Here is a 16,578-nt window from a genome sequence, read left to right on the forward strand (position 1 = left end):
TCCTGCTCAGGTGGCTGAAGGGTTTTTTGTCCCTCTTGATCGCTCTCTTCCAACTCCGGCCCAAGCCGGTCGCCGCTTAGAGCCCGGATTGTTCACGGTCGACGAATTTATTTCGGGCCTGGGAAGGGCGATCAGAACGGGCCCCGTAGTGCCTCAGTTTGAAATTTGACGCCCCGTTTGTCGCGATCAGGGCCGAACTCCTATAAGCTTACCGCAAAGCCTTGGAGGTTTCATGCCCTACGCTGTCGCTACATGCCCAGACGACGTTGAAAGGCTGAAAACGCTTCTCCATAGCCTGGGTGAAGAGGGAAGCCGGATCATCAACGTGATTTGGCAGCCAACACGTGATGTTTCGACGGAGAACGGTCCATTCACGGAGCCATCTGGCTATGTGATCGTTTTGGAGTACCCACGCTAATATCCATCGGACCTGTAGGCCAGAAGCGCTCCAAGATGGACGCCGGTGCGCTAAAGCAAGTGCGGCCCTTACACTATCTCGGACCCAGGTGAATCGACAGGTGCTTTCATGGCGCCTGGCCGGTGCCAAAAAATTTTGACGTCCAGATCGAGCTCGGACAACAGAGCCCTTTATTAGCTGTAAGTAATAGATGATCTGGCTGTTAGCTTCGGCTTTTCGACCGCATCGAATAATTCCGTCGATCAAAAGACCTACTAACTTGCCATCAAAATAAATACTTGCTGATGCAGTAGAACTGGCGTAGCCATTGATCCTCGACTGAGTCGAATGCCGTCGATGACGAGATGCCTGGTTCGCTTTGCAGACCCAGGTGCGTCATGGCAAAGGCAACCGCTGACACGGCAACTTCCGGGGAGGGGAAGAAGTTGAATGTTGCAGCATCAACTCTTGTGGGAAGCCGGCATTTCCTGTTCAGAATTCGATTTCAGCTCCTTGGTGGGCTGACTTTCGCGATTTTTGCGCCGGCGATCATCCGGATTGGCTTCAATCCCGAGGTTATCTACACGATTAATCTTCAGGTGACGGTAGCCGCCGCGGTGATGGCGCATCTGGCCGGCTTTCTTGCATATCGCCGCATCGGAAATTTCCCGGGCGTGGCCGCTGCCAGCTATATCTTGCCGACTTTTGCCTTGTCTTATGGCGCCGTTTTCCTGACGATCTTCTTTTTTCGCTTCGAGTACAGCCGCTTCCAGGCCGCCGCCAGTTTCACGCAGTCCACGCTCTGGTACTTTGGTCTGGGCCTCGTCACGCGGCGTCTCGACCCATACCGCCTCGTCGTCGTTCCCGGCGGGGATGTCGAGCGCCTCAGGGCACTGCAGGGCGTGCATTGGTTCTGGATCCAGTCGACCAACGTCATCGTCGAGAAGGCAAACGGTGTGGTCGCCGATCTGCGTGCCGATCTCGGCGACGAATGGGAGAGATACATCGCCGATCGCGCCCTTTCGGGCACGCCCGTCTACCATGTCAAGCAGGTCAGCGAGTCGTTGACCGGCCGAGTCGAGATAGAGCATCTGTCTGAAAACACGCTTGGTTCGCTCAATCCGAACCAGGCCTATCTCAAGATCAAGCAGGCAGCCGACTGGGCTTCCGCGCTTGTGCTGGTTTTTGCTCTTGCTCCTGCCCTGGCGCTGATCGCGCTGCTGATCCGGCTGGATTCTGACGGTCCCGCGCTGTTCCGGCAGCGGCGCGTGGGCTACCGGGGCAAGATCTACACCGTCTACAAGTTCCGTTCGATGAGGACCGAGCCTGATACCGGCAGCGACAAGAACAGCGTGATCACCAAGCGTGACGACGACCGCATCACTCCGATGGGGCGTGTCCTGCGCAAGTTCAGGATCGATGAACTGCCGCAAGCCATCAACATTCTGCGCGGCGAAATGAGCTGGATCGGGCCACGGCCGGAGGCCGTGGTGCTGTCGAAAATGTATGAGACCGAGTTGCCGTTCTATCGCTATAGGCACATCGTCAGGCCCGGTATCAGCGGGTGGGCGCAAGTAAACCAGGGGCACGTTGCGGCGATTGACGATGTGATGGAGAAATTACATTACGACTTTTATTACATCAAGAATTTCTCGCCCTGGCTGGATGTCTTGATCGTTCTTAGAACTGTGAAAACGATGCTTACCGGTTTCGGCGCACGATAGCCGACGCCGGGGCTTGGGTCGATTGCAGGCGCGGGAGCCAGATGGACATCGCCTCCAGGAAGATAGCGATCATCGGGCTTGGCTATGTCGGCCTGCCATTGGCGGTAGCCTTCGGAGCGAACAGGGATGTCGTCGGTTTCGACATCAGCCAGGCGCGTGTCGATGCACTGCGGCGCGGTGACGACCACACACTCGAAGCCAGCAGGGAAGAAATCGCTGCCGCATCGCGACTGAAGTTCACGAGCGACAAGGCTGATCTCCGCGATTGCGGGGTTTTCATCGTCACGGTGCCGACGCCGATCGACAGGGCCAACCGGCCGGATCTGCGGTCGCTGATCATGGCGTCGACGACGGTCGGCGAGGTGATGTCCGCGGGCGCGGTGGTGATCATCGAATCGACCGTCTATCCCGGCTGCACGCAAGAGGTATGCGCACCGCTGATAGAGAAACATTCGGGTCTGCGCTTCAACGAGGATTTCTTCCTCGGCTACAGTCCCGAGCGCATCAATCCGGGTGACCGCGAGCATCGCCTTCAGACCATCGTCAAGATCACCAGCGGCTCGACGCCGGAGGCGGCTGAAGCCATCGACGCGCTCTATGCCTCGATCGTGCCGGCGGGCACGCACCGGGCCTCCAGCATTGCGGTGGCCGAGGCGGCCAAAGTGATCGAGAACACGCAACGCGACCTCAACATCGCGCTGATGAACGAGCTGTCGCTGATCTTCGGCAAGCTGGGCATCGATACGGCGGAAGTGCTGGAGGCAGCCGGCACAAAGTGGAATTTCCTGCGTTTCACGCCCGGTCTTGTCGGCGGGCACTGCATCGGCGTCGACCCCTATTATCTCACTCACAAGGCTCAGGAACTCGGTTATCATCCGGAGGTGATTCTTGCCGGCCGCCGCATCAATGACGGCATGGGCCAGCACGCGGCGGACCAGACGGCTCGCCTGATGATGCGCAAGGGCATCCCTGTCGTTGGTAGCCGGATTTTGGTCATGGGCGCGGCCTTCAAGGAAAACTGTCCGGACCTGAGAAATTCCAGGGTCGCCGACGTCGTCGCGCAACTGCGGCAATACAATGCCGAGATCGACATCTGGGATCCTTGGGTCGACGCGCAGGAATGCGCTGACGCCTTCGGCGTGACGAGCATGAAGGACACGCCCGCCGAACGCTACGACGGCGTCGTCGTCGCCGTCGCGCACAGGCAGTTTCATGCGCTGGGCGTTGCCGGCCTGCAGGCGCTTTGCAAGAACCCGGGTGTCATATATGACATCAAGGGTCTGTTTCCGAGGGACATCACGGACGGGCGGTTCTGATGAAAATTCTGGTCACCGGCGCCGCCGGCTTCATAGGCTATCATGTGGCCAGGCGCCTCCTGGAGCGCGGCGACGACGTTGTCGGTATCGACAGCGTCAACGACTACTACGATCCGCGGATCAAGCAGGCGCGGCTCGGGCTGCTGGGCGAGGCAAGCCGCAAGACCAATTCGGGCTATCAGTTCATCCACGGCAATCTCGCCGACAGAGACGTCGTGGACGGCTGCTTTGCCGACCATGCCTTCGACCGGGTGATCCATCTCGCCGCCCAGGCCGGGGTTCGCTACAGCCTGGAAAACCCGCGCGCCTATGTCGAAAGCAACATCGTCGCCTACACCAACATGCTGGAGGCCTGCCGCAGCGGCCGCGTGGCGCACCTGACCTATGCCAGCACGTCGAGCGTCTACGGCGCCAACACGGACATGCCGTTTTCCGAGCATCGCCCGGCCGATCATCCGCTGCAATTCTACGCCGCCACCAAGCGCGCCAACGAACTGATGGCGCACAGCTACAGCCATCTGTTCGGCCTACCGACCACCGGGCTCCGCTTCTTCACCGTTTATGGCCCCTGGGGCAGGCCGGACATGGCGCTGTTCCTGTTCACCAGGAACATTCTTGCCGGTGAGCCGATCAAGCTGTTCAACAACGGCAATCACACACGCGACTTCACCTATGTCGAGGACATCGCCGAAGGGGTGATCCGGGCCAGCGACAGCCCCGCTGCCGCCAACCCCGCCTGGGATTCCGGCCACCCGGATCCGGCCACGAGCGGCGCGCCCTGGCGCATCTTCAACATCGGCAACAGCAATCCGGTCAAGCTGACCGCCTATGTCGAGGCGCTCGAAAACGCGCTCGGCCGCAAGGCCATCGTCGAGCTGCTGCCGCTGCAGGCGGGCGACGTGCCCGACACGTTTGCCGATACCTCCGCCCTGGAGCGGGCGGTCGGCTATCGCCCCGGCACTTCGGTGACCGAGGGGGTAGGGCGGTTCGTCGACTGGTACAAATCGTATTTTGAGCAGGGCTAGAGAGGTCACTTTTTGCGCGCCAAACCGATGGTGAGATAGTGTCGCTGCTGCGCCGAGGCGAAACAATGCCCAGCAGCCACTCAGCGCATATAGCCGTTTTTATCCCTTCCCTTCGTGCCGGAGGCACCGAGCGAGCCATGCTTACTCTGGCCCGCGAATTTGACAGGCGCGGACTGCCGACCGATCTGGTGCTCGGGCGCGCGACGGGTGACTATCTCGCCTTGGTTCCCGACGGCGTAAGGGTCAGGGACCTCCAGGCCTCGCGCTTGCTCTTTTCCGTAGTCGGCCTGATCCGATACCTGAGGAAAGAGCAGCCACGGGTGATGCTGACGGCTTTGCCGCACGCGAATATTCTGGGAATAGTTTCGTCTGTTTTCTCATCGCACAAGGTACGGATAGTCATCTCTGAAAGGAGCAACCTGTCCAGGACGATCGCCGATACGAAACTGGTTCGTGAAAGGTTTTTGCCATTTTTCATGCGGCTGACTTACGGTCATGCCGACAAGATCATCGCCGTATCGCGTGGTGTTGCGGAAGACCTCATTCGAAGCGTCGGGGTCGATCGGAATTGCATCGAAACGATCCACAATCCTTTGGATATCAAATACATCGAGGCACAGGCGGACGAGCCCGTCCGTCATGCCTTCGCGGATGAGGACGGCAGGGCCTTGTTGGTGGCCGTCGGTCGTCTCGATTTCGCAAAAGACCACGCCACGCTCATCCGCAGCTTTTCGCGGGTCGCAAGGACGAGGCCCGTCAAACTGGCGATTGTCGGAGAAGGGCCATTGCGTGCATCGCTGCAAACGATGATCGACGAACTCGGGCTGAACTCTTCGGTCGCCCTGGTCGGCTTTTCGAAGAACCCATATCCATGGATGCGGCACGCCGCGTTGTTCCTTCAGTCGTCCCGCCGGGAAGGATTCCCGAACACCATCATCGAGGCGATGGCTTGCGGAACACCGGTGGTGAGCACGAATTGCGAAAGCGGGCCGTCCGAAATTCTGGAGGACGGCAAGTGGGGACGGCTTGTTCCTGTGGGCGACGCCCAAGGCTTCGCGGCCGCGATATTGGCGACTCTTGATGAAACCGACTACCCGGATGTGAGACGCCGGGCGCAGGATTTCAGCGTCGAAAAGATTGCCGACGCCTATTTGCTCGCGATGGGTGTGGACCCGACGAACGCCGTGGCGAAGGAGCGACCGCATTAAGGTCCTGCACATCATCACGGGACTTCAGAATGGCGGCGCCGAGGCGGCCCTGTTTCGTCTCTGCACGGCCGAGCGCAGCCATTCGCATTTCGTCGTTTCGCTTTCTGGCGAGGGAAAATATGGGCCGCTGCTTCGTGAGGCCGGGATATCCCTGGTTTGTCTGTCGATGCCGAAGGGGAGGTTGAGCCTCAAGGGGCTCGCAACGCTTCGGCGCATATTCGCGACCTATCGGCCGGATGTGGTTCAGTGCTGGATGTACCACGCCAATCTGGTTGGAGGCGTCCTGGCGTGTCTTTTCGGCATCAAGCCGATCCTTTGGGGGATGCATAGTTCCGGACTGGACCCACGTGCCGCCCCCTTCGCCACCAGGGCGGTGGACAGGATATGCGCATCGATATCCGGAGCGGTTCCCGCCCGGATCGTGAGCTGTTCGGAGCAGGCGTCGCAGCGCCATGTCCGCGCGGGGTACTCAAGCTCGAAGTGGACAATAATACCGAATGGCTATGATCTGGCGGTTTTCGAACCGGATGGGAAAGCCCGTGCACGATTGCGCCAGGGCTGGTCGATAGAGGCCGACCGGTTCATCATTGGAAATGTTGCGCGCTGGCACCCAGACAAGGATCACAAGAACCTTGTCGCCGCCTTATCCGCGCTGTCCGCGCGCACCAGGCTTCCCTTCCAGTGCATTCTTGTCGGTCCGGGGATCACGGCCGAAAATGCCGAGCTTGTCGGATTGCTGGATCACCATGGCGTTCGCGACAAGGTGATGCTTCTGGGGCCGCGCGACGACATTGCCGATCTGATGAACGCGTTCGACATTCACGTCCTCGCCTCCAGCAGCGAAGCATTTCCCAATGTGGTCGCGGAGGCAATGGCGTGCGGTACGCCCTGTGTTGCGACGGATGTTGGAGATGTGGCGTTGCTTGTCGGGAACGCGGGATTCGTCGTTCCCAAGCGGGATCCCGAGGCGCTCTCACGCTCCATGGAAATCATGGCTTTGGAGATGCTGGATTCCGCTTCCTGGACAATCAGGCGGCAGGCATCTCGGGATCGTATCGCGTCTCGGTTTTCACTTGAGCGGATGGCAAAATCATACGGCGCGCTGTGGGAGAGATTGTCCATTGAAGACCAGGCGCGACATGCATGATCATATCAGCGAAGCTGTCATCGCTTTGATTTAAAGCATTGGATCGAAAAGTGGGGCGGATCGGCAGAGATTATCTGGTTTCACCATTTGCGTTGACCCCGCAAATGCTCCTGTTCATATCCAGCTTGGTCTATTTCGTCCCATACGTTGTTGGAGGGTTCCAATACGTCGACGTGGGCGGGCGAAAATATGATTTCATCTACCATGCAGGGACTGGATACGCCATTCTCCTGTCTCTTTCCTGCATTGCCGCGGCGATGGCTCTCTTTCTGCCTCGAAGCCAGAGTTTCGAGGTCGAGCACGATAGCCGGGGAGAGTCGGTAACAATAATAGCGATGCTGCTGGTCTTTGGCGGCATTTCGATAGCGAACCCCGCACTGTTTTCCGCGTCAAAAGCAGACGTCTTATCGTCGACCGGAAGATTTCAGTACATATTCTACAATACCTGCATAATCGGTGTCGTATTCGGCGTGCTGTCCGGTTGGCGTAAATCAAAGCTGGTCATAGCGTTGAGCTGCCTTGGATTGGCCTTGACGCTCTACGTCGGGCATCGTTCTTCCATCGCCGTAGCTATCTTGTCGTTCGCCTATGTGAAATACAGAAACAAATCATTATTTCTGGTCAAGAAGAGATATCTACTCGGAGGAATGTTATCGTTCTGTTTTCTGGCGGTATACAAGTCGGTATACGCGGCGATAAAGTCCGGAAATTTTGAGCTGGCGGGCCAGAGAATACAGTTCAACCAATTGTCGGATTCTGCGCTGGTAGGGTTGGAGCAATTCTTAACGTTGGCACACCTGGATCTGATCGTAAGGTATGATTACACCTTGCCTTGCTCGAATCTTTGGTTGGTGCCTCTTTCCTTCATTCCGTTCTCGGAGACGGTCTTTGGCAAGGACGGATGCACTTACAACGAGCAGGTCCAGCCATTTCTCTTCCCCGGCTACAGCGGTGGTGTCGCCGCAAACATCTGGGCGGAGTTCTACGCCAATTTCGGGTATGCCGGGTTTCCGCTGCTCGTCATCATTCTTTCGCTCGTCTGCGTCGCCATTGAAGCGATAGTCCGCAATGTCCGCAGTGCGGCCCTGAAGGCGGGGCTGATCGTGAGCATCATCCACTTCACGTTCTACATTCAGCGCAAGGAGCTGCTCGGCGCGTTCATCTCCGCCAAGCGAGCCGTTCTTGTGTCGCTTTTCATATTCGGCGTGGTTTACGTTCACCGAAAATGTTTTCCGCAAGCCCCTGCCGAGGTGATGATGCGTCCCCAGGGAGCGCCGGTCCTGCGCCGAGACAATGGTTGAGAACGTGGCGGTGGACGCCCAGCCTTCCGGGTGGGCGCGCGCACGGCGGGTCGTGCGGGATGCGACGCTGACGACATCCTCGAGCGCGGTGGCAGCTCTATGTTCCATCCTCGCGCTGGCGCTCAACGCACGGTCGCTGGGGCCGGGAGATTTTGGTACCCTTGCCGTAATACAGGCTTACGCCACGTTCATCTCCGGCCTTTGCACGTTTGAGAGTTGGCAGCCTGTGATCAGGCTATGCGCGAAGTCGCGCCGACGTCTCGGGCCAGCCGCATCTAGCGGGATCACTCTCGACATTTCGGCCGCGCTTTTCGCCACCATCGTGGCGATCGGCGGAATTCTGCTGTTTGGAGAGGCTATTGGCGTGTCGCGGGAGAATCGTCTCCTGGCGGCAATCTACAGCCTTACCTTGCTGGCCAGTCTTTCGGGCACCCCAAAAGGCGTGCTTCGGCTGGACGGCCGGTACGATGTCATTGCCGGCAATCAAGTCGCGCAAGGGGCTGCCATGGTGATCGTCTCGCTCGTGCTTTGGGCTGTCGATGCGTCATTGCTCGCCTATGTGACCGTGTTGGCTGCCGCCGGCGCATTCTACAATCTGACGCTGTTCGTCCGGCTGCTCTTCCGTGCCAGGCGGGAAAACATCGGCCTGTTCAATCCGCTTGGTTCACGATCCAGACGGCGTTTCTTCCGGATTTTTCTTGCCATGGCGACCGGGACCAGTTTGGTCTCCACGCTTGTGGGCGCCAGGCGACATGTCGGATTGTTCCTGGTGGCATCTCTTTTGGGAGAAGTCGCCGCCGGGTCCTATTCCGTGGCATCGCGCCTCGCGACGATGGTCTCTCGGCTGACTGGTCCATTGAACCAGGTGATCTTTCCCGAAATTGCCAGACTGTCCAACGCCGAGCCCCCCGATCGGTTATTCAGATTGAACAACCATGTCACCGTGCTTTCGGCGTGTGCTGCCGGTGGAATGACGGTTGTCGCGATATTGCTGCAAAAAGTCGTCGTCCTTCTGGCTGTCGGCGCGGCCTATGCCGAAGCGCCGCAGCTGTTTGCCATTCTGTTCGCGGCGGAATGCTTCGGCCTGGCCGGCATGCACTTCAATCCGTTGATCCAGGTTCTGGCCGGGACGAAGCCGCTTCTCAAAATCCTGACGCTTGCGACCATCGTCTACCTCCCCCTTTCCCTGGCTCTATCCGGCTGGATGGGGATTTCGGGCATAGCCTGGGCAGGTTTGATCGTATCGGCTGCGATCTACGCGGCAATGGCAATGGCTTCGCGATCGCTGCTGAAAAGGCGGGTCCGCATGGCGGAAGGGCCGCTGGTTTGAGGTACCTGTTTTGCCTGCCGAGATACCATACCAACGCCGTGCCGTGGGTTCGCATACTGACGTCGGCGGGGCATCACGTCGCGGTCGATGTCGTCGAAACCGGCCCCACCGAGAACCACACCCTGCTTTCTCCCAATGTCATGGCCCCGTCCGCTCTGTCACGGAGGATTATGCGCCGACGTTCGAGCGGCATTCCGAATTCGCCCTTTTCCTTTCCCAGTCTGATTTCGTACTGGAGCCATCTGCGCGCCGAGGATCCGGATGTGGTGATCGTTCGAGGTGTGACGCGCTGGTTTTGCAGGGTCGCGGCATTATGCACAGTCCTGCAAGGGCGCAGATTGGTCATCTACGATCAGGAGGATGCCACGCCTCCGGCATGGAGCAGCACATGGGTTCGCCGAACGGTGTTCCAGTGCTTGGGGATTCAACATTTTACGTCGCGGCTCTCATCGAACCATGCTCGCGTCGGCACTGGCGCTGCCGTGTCGCTGCCATTCGGAAGCCCTTTCGGGCCGACGCAAGTCGAAGAGCAGCGGAAGAGACGATTGCAGTGGCCGCCTCGCATCCTGATGGTCGCAAAATACCGGGAGCGAAAGGGGCACAGCACTCTTCTAAGAGCCTTGGCGGCGATATCGGAATCACAGTTCTCGATAACCTTCTGTGGTGAGGAGGCAACGCAGTCCGACGCCGCTTTCTGTCAGGCTTTGGGACAGGAGGCTCAGACTCTTGGACTGGCGGACAGGCTCCAGTTTCGGAACAATGTAGCTCATGACGAGATGCTCTCGGTTTTCTCCAGCCACGATCTCCTGATATTGCCCTCGCGGAGAGAGCCCGCGGCGATATCCCCCATCGAGGCGGCCTGGGCGGGGTGTGCTGTACTGATCTCGCGCGACAGCGGCACCAGAGGCTACATTCCTGAGGGTCGCGCCTATGATTTCGATGCCGAAGATCCGGCTGACATCGCGCGGGCAATAGCGTCGCTTCTCGCTCGCCCCGAAGATCTGTCGCTTGCAAGGGATGTCTGCTTTTCGCGCATCTCATCTGTCACCAATGACGATGAGATCCTGCGCCTGTTCAAGGCTTTCGCGACGAAGCGGATGCGACGATGGCGGTTGGTGTGAGGCATGCGAGCAGTGGTGCAGGCATCCAGGAGGCCCGGAAAAATGCGTGAAAAGCGTGCAGTGTTCCCGATCTAGCCTAGATATGATAGTGTTTAATCCTATTGAGAACGTCCCCGTGGCAGGAGATTTCAATGCGCAGCACGCAACAATTTAGCATCACGTTGCCGAACGAAATGGCGCAGATGGTCAAGACCAAGGTTTCTTCGGGCGAGTATGCCAGTGAGAGCGAGGTGATCCGCGATGGCTTGCGAGCCTTGCAGGCGCGCGACAAGGCCCTTGATACCTGGCTACGCACCGAGGTAGCCGGCGCCTACGACAAACTGAAAACCGATCCAGGCCGGGCGCGCAGTGTGACACAGGTGCGTCAGCACCTTGCGGACAAGCGCAAGCGGCCAACCTCGGAGTGACCCATACTGTTCGTTTCACCCCGGAAGCTCTCAACCAGCTTGATGAGTTGGAGGGCCATATAGCGGAGGCGGGGTCGCCCGCCGTGGCGGCACGATATGTTGATGCTATTGTGGACTATTGCGAGAATCTGGGAACCTTCCCGCACCGGGGCACCCGGCGCGATGATATTCGGCCGCGCCTGAGGATGCTCGGGTATCGCCACCGCGTAACGATCGCATTCGAGGTGGCGGAGAAGACGGTGAATATTATTGGCGTTTATTACGGTGGTCAGGATTATGAGGCAGATTTGCGGAATGGCGAAGAATAGCAGGCCAGTGGGGGCCTCCATTCGGCCCTACTATACCCGACCACGATGGAATATTGGGGTGGTATGCACGATGAACGAGCAGCAACGGTGGGTTGTGACGGCATGTGAGCATCCGAAGGGGCATGGGCGATGCTTGAGAAAAAGGTGTTCATCTCGGTCAACACATCCTGGAACGTGGTCAATTTCCGGAAGGGCCTGATCGAGGCATTGCAGGGGCAGGGTTATGACGTTGTCATTGCCGCACCCAGGGATGCCTATTCTTCCCTGATATCGGACATGGGCTGCCGCTACATTCAGGTCGAAATGGACAATTCCGGCACGTCGCCGTTTCGCGACATGATGCTTCTGTGGCGCTACTGGCGCATGCTGCGCCGCGAGAACCCGCTCGCGTTTGTAAGCTTTACGATCAAGCCAAATGTCTTCGGTTCGATTGCTGCAAATTTCGCCGGCGTCCCGGCCATCAACAACATCTCCGGTCTTGGCACGGCTTTCGCCCGTGGCGGCCTTCTTCAGGAAATTGCCAAGACCTTGTACCGGGTGGCGCTGGCACGTTCGAAAACGGTCTTCTTTCAAAATGACGACGACAGGATGCTGTTCGTCAACGAGCGCCTGGTTCGCAAGAACCAGACCGCGCTGCTGCCCGGCTCCGGTGTCGATCTCGCGCGTTTCTCGCCGCCGCCTGGTCAGCGCCCGCGGTCCGGTGCCACCGTCTTTCTGCTTGTGGCCCGGCTCCTCTGGGACAAGGGCGTCGGAGAGTTCATCGAAGCTGCCCGCCTGGTCCGCAGCAAGGTGCCTGCGGCACGTTTCCAGCTCCTCGGGTTTCTTGATGTCGAGAACCGCACAGCGGTCGGTCGTGCGCGGGTCGAGCAATGGGTCGAGGAGGGATTGATCGAGCATTTGGGCGCCACTGACGATGTGCGTCCCTTTTTGACCGCGGCCGATTGTATCGTTCTGCCGTCTTACAGGGAGGGCACGCCGCGCGCTCTGCTCGAAGCGGCCGCGATGGGCAAGCCGCTGATCGCGACCGATGTGCCCGGCTGCAAGGAGGTGGTGGATCACGCCGTCAACGGCTTCCTTTGCAAGGTGAGGGATGCCGGTGACCTGGCGAACAGGATGATCGAGTTCGCGATGATGGATGATGCCGCCAAGGACCGGATGGGGATGGAGAGCAGGAAGAAGGTCGAGCGGCAGTTTTCCGAGCGGATCGTCATCGAGAAGTACTTGCGGCAGATGGAGGAACTCGTTGCGCTCACAGCGAAATGAGGGAGTGATCTGGCTCGTAAGCACACCGACGCCGCGATGCGGGCGATTGCAATGACGGCGTTGTTCGTCGTAGCCATTGCGACCGCTTGATTTCAGAGGAGACGCAGCATGGACCGATTCACCGGCGGTTGCCTGTGCGGCGACGTCCGGATTGTGGCGTCAGGGCTCCCATACCGGGTCGGCATTTGTCACTGTCTTGACTGCCGCAAGCATCATGGCGCCCTTTTTTACGCTGCCGCGGTATTTCCTCGGGATGCGGTGACGATCGAGGGCGAAACACGCGACTACGCCGGCCGCTTTTTCTGCCCCCGCTGCGGCTCGTCCGTTTTCGCACGCAGCGCAGACGAAATCGAAGTGCATCTGGGATCCCTGGATGCCCCTGACCAGCTGATACCAACTTACGAAAGCTGGACCGTCCGTCGCGAGTCCTGGTTGCCGCCGTTTCCGGTCACGAGACGATACGAGCGCGATCGCGACGCCACGGGCCGCTTCGAGGAGTAAGTGGCGCGGACGGCAGGAAGGCGTCGTGACGAGGAGACCGGCGGCGCCTCACTCCGGAAGACCGGCCTTGCGGAAGCCATCGACGAAATGGTCGAGCATCGCCGTATCGCGGAAAGGCTCCGTCCAGACCCAGTGGCTGGTGGTGAAATGCGGATTGCCGACGAGAAACAGTTCCACTTCCGTGCGCGCCTCGTCGAGCCGGCCGAGCTGCGCGAGGCTGGCCGCCAGGAAGCGGCGTGAGCTCGTTCGATAAGTCTCGTCGCGGCGCAACGTCTTGACTGCGGCCTCGTAGTCGCGCGCCGCATATTGCGCCGCGCCGAGCGTCAGATAATACCAGCTTGCCGGAAACGGGTTGAGCCGAAACGCCTTGCGGATCTGTTCGAGCCCCTCCTCGACCCATCCGGCGAGCACGGAGATGTCAGACAAAGTCGCCCAGGCATCGGCCTCGTTGGGGTCGAGCTCGAAGGCCCTGGCGAATTCGGCATCCGCCTCGGCGAAGTTGCGCTCATAGGCAAGCAGGTTACCGAGCACCCAGCGGCAGCCGGCGTCGTTGGGATCGATAGCCACCGCCTTGTGCGCCAGCTCCAGGGCAATGCGGCGATTAGGTTCCACCGGCTCGCCCCAATGCACCCATCCCATCCAGTGGTTCATGGCAAGCCAGCGATAGGCCTCGGCGTATTCCGGATCCAGCGAAACAGCCCGCGTGAGCATCAGATGCGCCTCCCGCGCCGTCTGCGGCGAATCGTCGATCAGCTTGCGCGCCCGCACGCACAGGTCGTAGGCCTCGAGATTCTTGGGCCGATTGCGCGGCGGCGGCGCGCGCAGCCGGCCGAGCAATGCCTCCACGATCTTAGCCGTCACCTCGTCCTGGACGGCAAAGACATCTTCCAGGCTGCGATCGAAGCGTTCCGCCCACAGGTGATCGCCGCTCACCGCGTCGACCAGTTGGGCATTGATGCGCACGCGCCCCGCGGCACGTCTTGCGCTGCCCTCCAGGAGGTAGCGTACGCCAAGCTCCCGTGCGATGTCGCGCACGTCCATCGCCTTACCCTTATAGGCAAAGGCCGAGTTGCGCGCGATTACGAACAGGCCGGAACTCCTGGACAAGTCGGTGATCAGGTCTTCGGTCAATCCGTCCGCGAAGGATTCCTGCTCCGGATCGTTGCTGAGATTGACGAAAGGCAGCACGGCTATCGATGGTTTGTCGGGCAGCGGCAAAGGCTTTCGCTTTGCGTCACCGAGCTGTTCGACAGGCCCCGTGAAGCGGTAGCCGACGCGCGGGACCGTGGCGATCCACTCGCCGCCGTCGGCGGCCGGACCAAGCAGCTTCCGCAACTGCGCGATCTGGACGGTGAGGTTGCCTTCCTCGACGGCCGTGCCCGGCCATGCCGCGTCCATCAACTCTGCCTTCTCAAGGATTTCGCCGGGCCGTCCGACGAGCGCCGCCAGCAGCTTCAGCCCACGGTAGCCAACGGCAACGGGGACGTCGTTCCGAAGCAGCGTTCCCGCACCCGAATCAAGCACAAACGGACCGAAGGCAAAGCGCTCTCCCTGCATAGCGCGCATCTATAGCCCGTTTGGAACTTTTGAGAACTATTTGGGAGACCTTAATTACGGCGCTGTTCGTATCCGGCAGAATCCATCCTCTTTCAGGTCGAGGGCACGGGCCCTCAAGCCAAATGGAGGTTGCCATGACCAATACACTTGCGTCAGCCCCGGATCAGGCAGCGCGGCCGGGAATGCTCGTAGAGCCGGTGTCGGGTCGGCACCTGACCGTCCTGCGAAGCATTGTCGCCATCTGGCGGGAGCGGACCTTGCGCGAGCGGATACGCTTTCGCTGGCAACTCGGGCAAATGTTGAAGAACAATCCGCATCTCATCGACGATATCGGTCTGACGAAACAGCAGGTCGAGGCAGAGATCGCCAAGCGCTTCTGGCAACCATAGGCCGCTGCAAATGCACCGACCGCGGCGACAGCCTCGCATACCAACTCGCCGCCGCGGGAACAGGACAAACGGCCCTATCGCTCTTCGGCAAAGTGTCAGATGAACGCGCAATGATTCCGCAAAGGTGGAATGACGCTGCCGTATCGCGGCGAAGGCGCATTGCAGCATCCCAGACTAGCGTTGCTTGATCTGTCTGCCGCTGACGCGGTGATCGCCCAGTCGTTGGCCAGGTTTGATGAAATCGCATCACGGATCACGTCATCAGTTTTTCAGGTCTTGATCAGGTTCCATTCGGGCGCAGTCGTAGTGGAAGGGAAATTTCGATTTCTTCTTCGAGGATAAGAAAACCATCCGCAATCAGAACTGTTCATGCCTATTCGCTGGTATCTTACATTCCTAAGGGCACGTCACTGGTCAAAATTGCTGCGTTGCGCGAATTGGGTTGGAATTGTGGCCAAAAACTGCTAGGCGCTGATATCACCATCTTTTTTGCATCTTGAAAGGTGGCGGGAGGAACAGGAAATACGGATGTATCTCGTTATCAGGCTGGTGGGCTCGGAGTAGGCAGCTGTCAGCCGTCCGCTGGGGGATTTTCGCTGGTGCGCTGCTGACCGTCGGCGTGCTGACTTCGACGCAGGATAGGAGAACGCCGTCTGCCGCTGAGCGACGGCCAATTGCCGCGGTGGCCACCATACGCTGAATGCGACTGGATGATGTTCTTGTTGAGTACGTTGACCATATCGCCTTTTTTGCAGGTTTGAAGTGCGTGAGCGATTTTCGGGGGCGGATCGCTGATTTTCGAGGGGCGGAAATGAGGGTTCGTTATGGGGTCGAGTCTGTTTTTGCTTTTGCGACGCTCACTGCGGGAGGCGCCCTGTTTTCTGCGTCCGGTGCTTTTGCCCAGACTGCGCAGACCTGTTCCTGCCTCGCCGCCATGCCGGCATCCGCTGGTCCGGTCGGTCAGCTGACGCAGGTTCGTGGTGATGTGCAGGTGTCGCAGGCCGGCGGCTACGCCGGAGTAGGCGCCGAAGCGCCGGTCTATCTGGGCGCGCGCATCATGACAGGGGCCCAAGCTTCCGCTTCGCTCACCGTGGGTGCCAATTGCGCGCTCGACATTCCAGCGAATATGACCGTGAAGATCGATCCCGTCGAAGATGGCATGTGCGTGTCAGTCGATGCGCCCCAGGCCGCCATGGTGCCGGCCGGTTCTGAATCTAGCGTCTTGCCGGTTCTGCTGGGCGCCGGCGCCGTTGGCGGTGGGGCGGCAGTTCTTCTTGGCCTGCAACATGATGATGATGCCGTCAGCCGGTAGTCGAGGGGCTGACGTCCGCCGTTTTGTATACGCCTGCGAGATGCGGCCAATCGACAAGTGGCCCATTCGAAAGTGAATGTGAAGAAGCCGGGCGCCGGCAGTGCCAGCCGTTTCGGCGTATCGGGACGGCTATTCAGGAGCGGGGGCTCGGTGATGGGCATTTTCGATCTTGCAAGACACAGTGCAGGCACGCCCGTGCTGCTCGCATTGCTTGCGCTTTCTGCTTGCTCGAGCAGTTCGTCCACGCCTTCCACCAGCTCCGTCGATGCGCC

Annotated in this window: 15 protein-coding genes; 14 read left to right on the forward strand and 1 reads right to left on the reverse strand. The window is 59.6% G+C overall.

From position 1 onward, the window contains the following. Window positions 1-795: 795 nt before the first annotated feature. The 12 genes from NKI49_RS08420 (at window position 796) to NKI49_RS08475 (ending at window position 13,048) form a co-directional block, all read left to right on the forward strand. Window positions 796-2,121 carry a sugar transferase gene (locus NKI49_RS08420; RefSeq protein ID WP_352599381.1) on the forward strand — a complete coding sequence of 442 codons (1,326 nt, stop codon included), beginning with the start codon at window positions 796-798 and terminating at the stop codon, window positions 2,119-2,121. A 41-nt stretch (window positions 2,122-2,162) separates the two neighbouring features. Then, window positions 2,163-3,437, forward strand: a complete 1,275-nt coding sequence (locus NKI49_RS08425) for a nucleotide sugar dehydrogenase (protein WP_352599383.1) — start codon at window positions 2,163-2,165, stop codon at window positions 3,435-3,437. Further along, window positions 3,437-4,462, forward strand: coding sequence for an NAD-dependent epimerase (locus tag NKI49_RS08430; protein ID WP_352599385.1), 1,026 nt, complete (start codon window positions 3,437-3,439; stop codon window positions 4,460-4,462). Before NKI49_RS08425 ends, NKI49_RS08430 begins: the two co-directional genes overlap by 1 nt. A gap of 65 nt (window positions 4,463-4,527) precedes the next feature. Continuing rightward, window positions 4,528-5,670: a glycosyltransferase gene (locus tag NKI49_RS08435; protein WP_352599741.1), complete on the forward strand. Its 1,143-nt coding sequence runs from the start codon at window positions 4,528-4,530 to the stop codon at window positions 5,668-5,670. After that, the gene (locus NKI49_RS08440; protein ID WP_352599387.1) at window positions 5,600-6,817 is read left to right on the forward strand and encodes a glycosyltransferase family 4 protein; all 1,218 of its coding nucleotides are present in this window, start codon (window positions 5,600-5,602) and stop codon (window positions 6,815-6,817) included. Before NKI49_RS08435 ends, NKI49_RS08440 begins: the two co-directional genes overlap by 71 nt. A gap of 50 nt (window positions 6,818-6,867) precedes the next feature. Next, window positions 6,868-8,118 (forward strand): hypothetical protein, encoded by a 1,251-nt coding sequence (locus NKI49_RS08445; RefSeq protein WP_352599389.1) that lies wholly within the window; start codon window positions 6,868-6,870, stop codon window positions 8,116-8,118. Continuing rightward, window positions 8,111-9,448 carry a lipopolysaccharide biosynthesis protein gene (locus NKI49_RS08450; RefSeq protein ID WP_352599391.1) on the forward strand — a complete coding sequence of 446 codons (1,338 nt, stop codon included), beginning with the start codon at window positions 8,111-8,113 and terminating at the stop codon, window positions 9,446-9,448. The genes NKI49_RS08445 and NKI49_RS08450 overlap by 8 nt, the downstream gene beginning before the upstream one ends. Then, entirely contained in the window at window positions 9,445-10,569 is a 1,125-nt protein-coding gene (locus tag NKI49_RS08455; protein WP_352599393.1) for a glycosyltransferase family 4 protein, read from the forward strand. Before NKI49_RS08450 ends, NKI49_RS08455 begins: the two co-directional genes overlap by 4 nt. A 131-nt stretch (window positions 10,570-10,700) precedes the next feature. Beyond that, window positions 10,701-10,976 (forward strand): type II toxin-antitoxin system ParD family antitoxin, encoded by a 276-nt coding sequence (locus NKI49_RS08460; protein WP_352599395.1) that lies wholly within the window; start codon window positions 10,701-10,703, stop codon window positions 10,974-10,976. After that, window positions 10,973-11,284 carry a type II toxin-antitoxin system RelE/ParE family toxin gene (locus NKI49_RS08465; RefSeq protein WP_352599397.1) on the forward strand — a complete coding sequence of 104 codons (312 nt, stop codon included), beginning with the start codon at window positions 10,973-10,975 and terminating at the stop codon, window positions 11,282-11,284. The genes NKI49_RS08460 and NKI49_RS08465 overlap by 4 nt, the downstream gene beginning before the upstream one ends. Before the next feature lie 144 nt (window positions 11,285-11,428). Continuing rightward, the gene (locus NKI49_RS08470; RefSeq protein ID WP_352599399.1) at window positions 11,429-12,547 is read left to right on the forward strand and encodes a glycosyltransferase family 4 protein; all 1,119 of its coding nucleotides are present in this window, start codon (window positions 11,429-11,431) and stop codon (window positions 12,545-12,547) included. 108 nt (window positions 12,548-12,655) lie between these two features. Further along, window positions 12,656-13,048, forward strand: a complete 393-nt coding sequence (locus tag NKI49_RS08475; protein WP_352599401.1) for a GFA family protein — start codon at window positions 12,656-12,658, stop codon at window positions 13,046-13,048. Window positions 13,049-13,096: 48 nt separating this feature from the next. Here the strand turns inward: NKI49_RS08475 and NKI49_RS08480 are convergent, their stop codons facing one another. Further along, window positions 13,097-14,614, reverse strand: a complete 1,518-nt coding sequence (locus NKI49_RS08480; protein ID WP_352599403.1) for a winged helix-turn-helix domain-containing tetratricopeptide repeat protein — start codon at window positions 14,612-14,614, stop codon at window positions 13,097-13,099. A gap of 125 nt (window positions 14,615-14,739) precedes the next feature. On the opposite strand from NKI49_RS08480, the gene NKI49_RS08485 reads away from it, so the two are divergent. Continuing rightward, entirely contained in the window at window positions 14,740-14,994 is a 255-nt protein-coding gene (locus NKI49_RS08485) for a DUF1127 domain-containing protein (RefSeq protein ID WP_352599405.1), read from the forward strand. A gap of 700 nt (window positions 14,995-15,694) precedes the next feature. After that, complete coding sequence (locus NKI49_RS08490) at window positions 15,695-16,306, forward strand: hypothetical protein (protein WP_352599406.1); 612 nt, start codon at window positions 15,695-15,697, stop codon at window positions 16,304-16,306. Window positions 16,307-16,578 lie beyond the last annotated feature (272 nt).

The sequence above is a fragment of the Mesorhizobium sp. M0587 genome (assembly GCF_040320945.1).
Lineage (GTDB): Bacteria > Pseudomonadota > Alphaproteobacteria > Rhizobiales > Rhizobiaceae > Mesorhizobium.

What these genes read in the sequence shown, in the direction of transcription:
- NKI49_RS08420 (WP_352599381.1), top strand. Translation starts at nt 796, where the DNA reads ATGGCAAAGGCAACCGCTGACACGGCAACTTCCGGGGAGGGGAAGAAG.
- NKI49_RS08425 (WP_352599383.1), top strand. Translation starts at nt 2,163, where the DNA reads ATGGACATCGCCTCCAGGAAGATAGCGATCATCGGGCTTGGCTATGTC.
- NKI49_RS08430 (WP_352599385.1), top strand. Translation starts at nt 3,437, where the DNA reads ATGAAAATTCTGGTCACCGGCGCCGCCGGCTTCATAGGCTATCATGTG.
- NKI49_RS08435 (WP_352599741.1), top strand. Translation starts at nt 4,528, where the DNA reads ATGCCCAGCAGCCACTCAGCGCATATAGCCGTTTTTATCCCTTCCCTT.
- NKI49_RS08450 (WP_352599391.1), top strand. Translation starts at nt 8,111, where the DNA reads ATGGTTGAGAACGTGGCGGTGGACGCCCAGCCTTCCGGGTGGGCGCGC.
- NKI49_RS08460 (WP_352599395.1), top strand. Translation starts at nt 10,701, where the DNA reads ATGCGCAGCACGCAACAATTTAGCATCACGTTGCCGAACGAAATGGCG.
- NKI49_RS08475 (WP_352599401.1), top strand. Translation starts at nt 12,656, where the DNA reads ATGGACCGATTCACCGGCGGTTGCCTGTGCGGCGACGTCCGGATTGTG.
- NKI49_RS08480 (WP_352599403.1), bottom strand. Translation starts at nt 14,614, where the DNA reads ATGCGCGCTATGCAGGGAGAGCGCTTTGCCTTCGGTCCGTTTGTGCTT.
- NKI49_RS08485 (WP_352599405.1), top strand. Translation starts at nt 14,740, where the DNA reads ATGACCAATACACTTGCGTCAGCCCCGGATCAGGCAGCGCGGCCGGGA.
- NKI49_RS08490 (WP_352599406.1), top strand. Translation starts at nt 15,695, where the DNA reads ATGCGACTGGATGATGTTCTTGTTGAGTACGTTGACCATATCGCCTTT.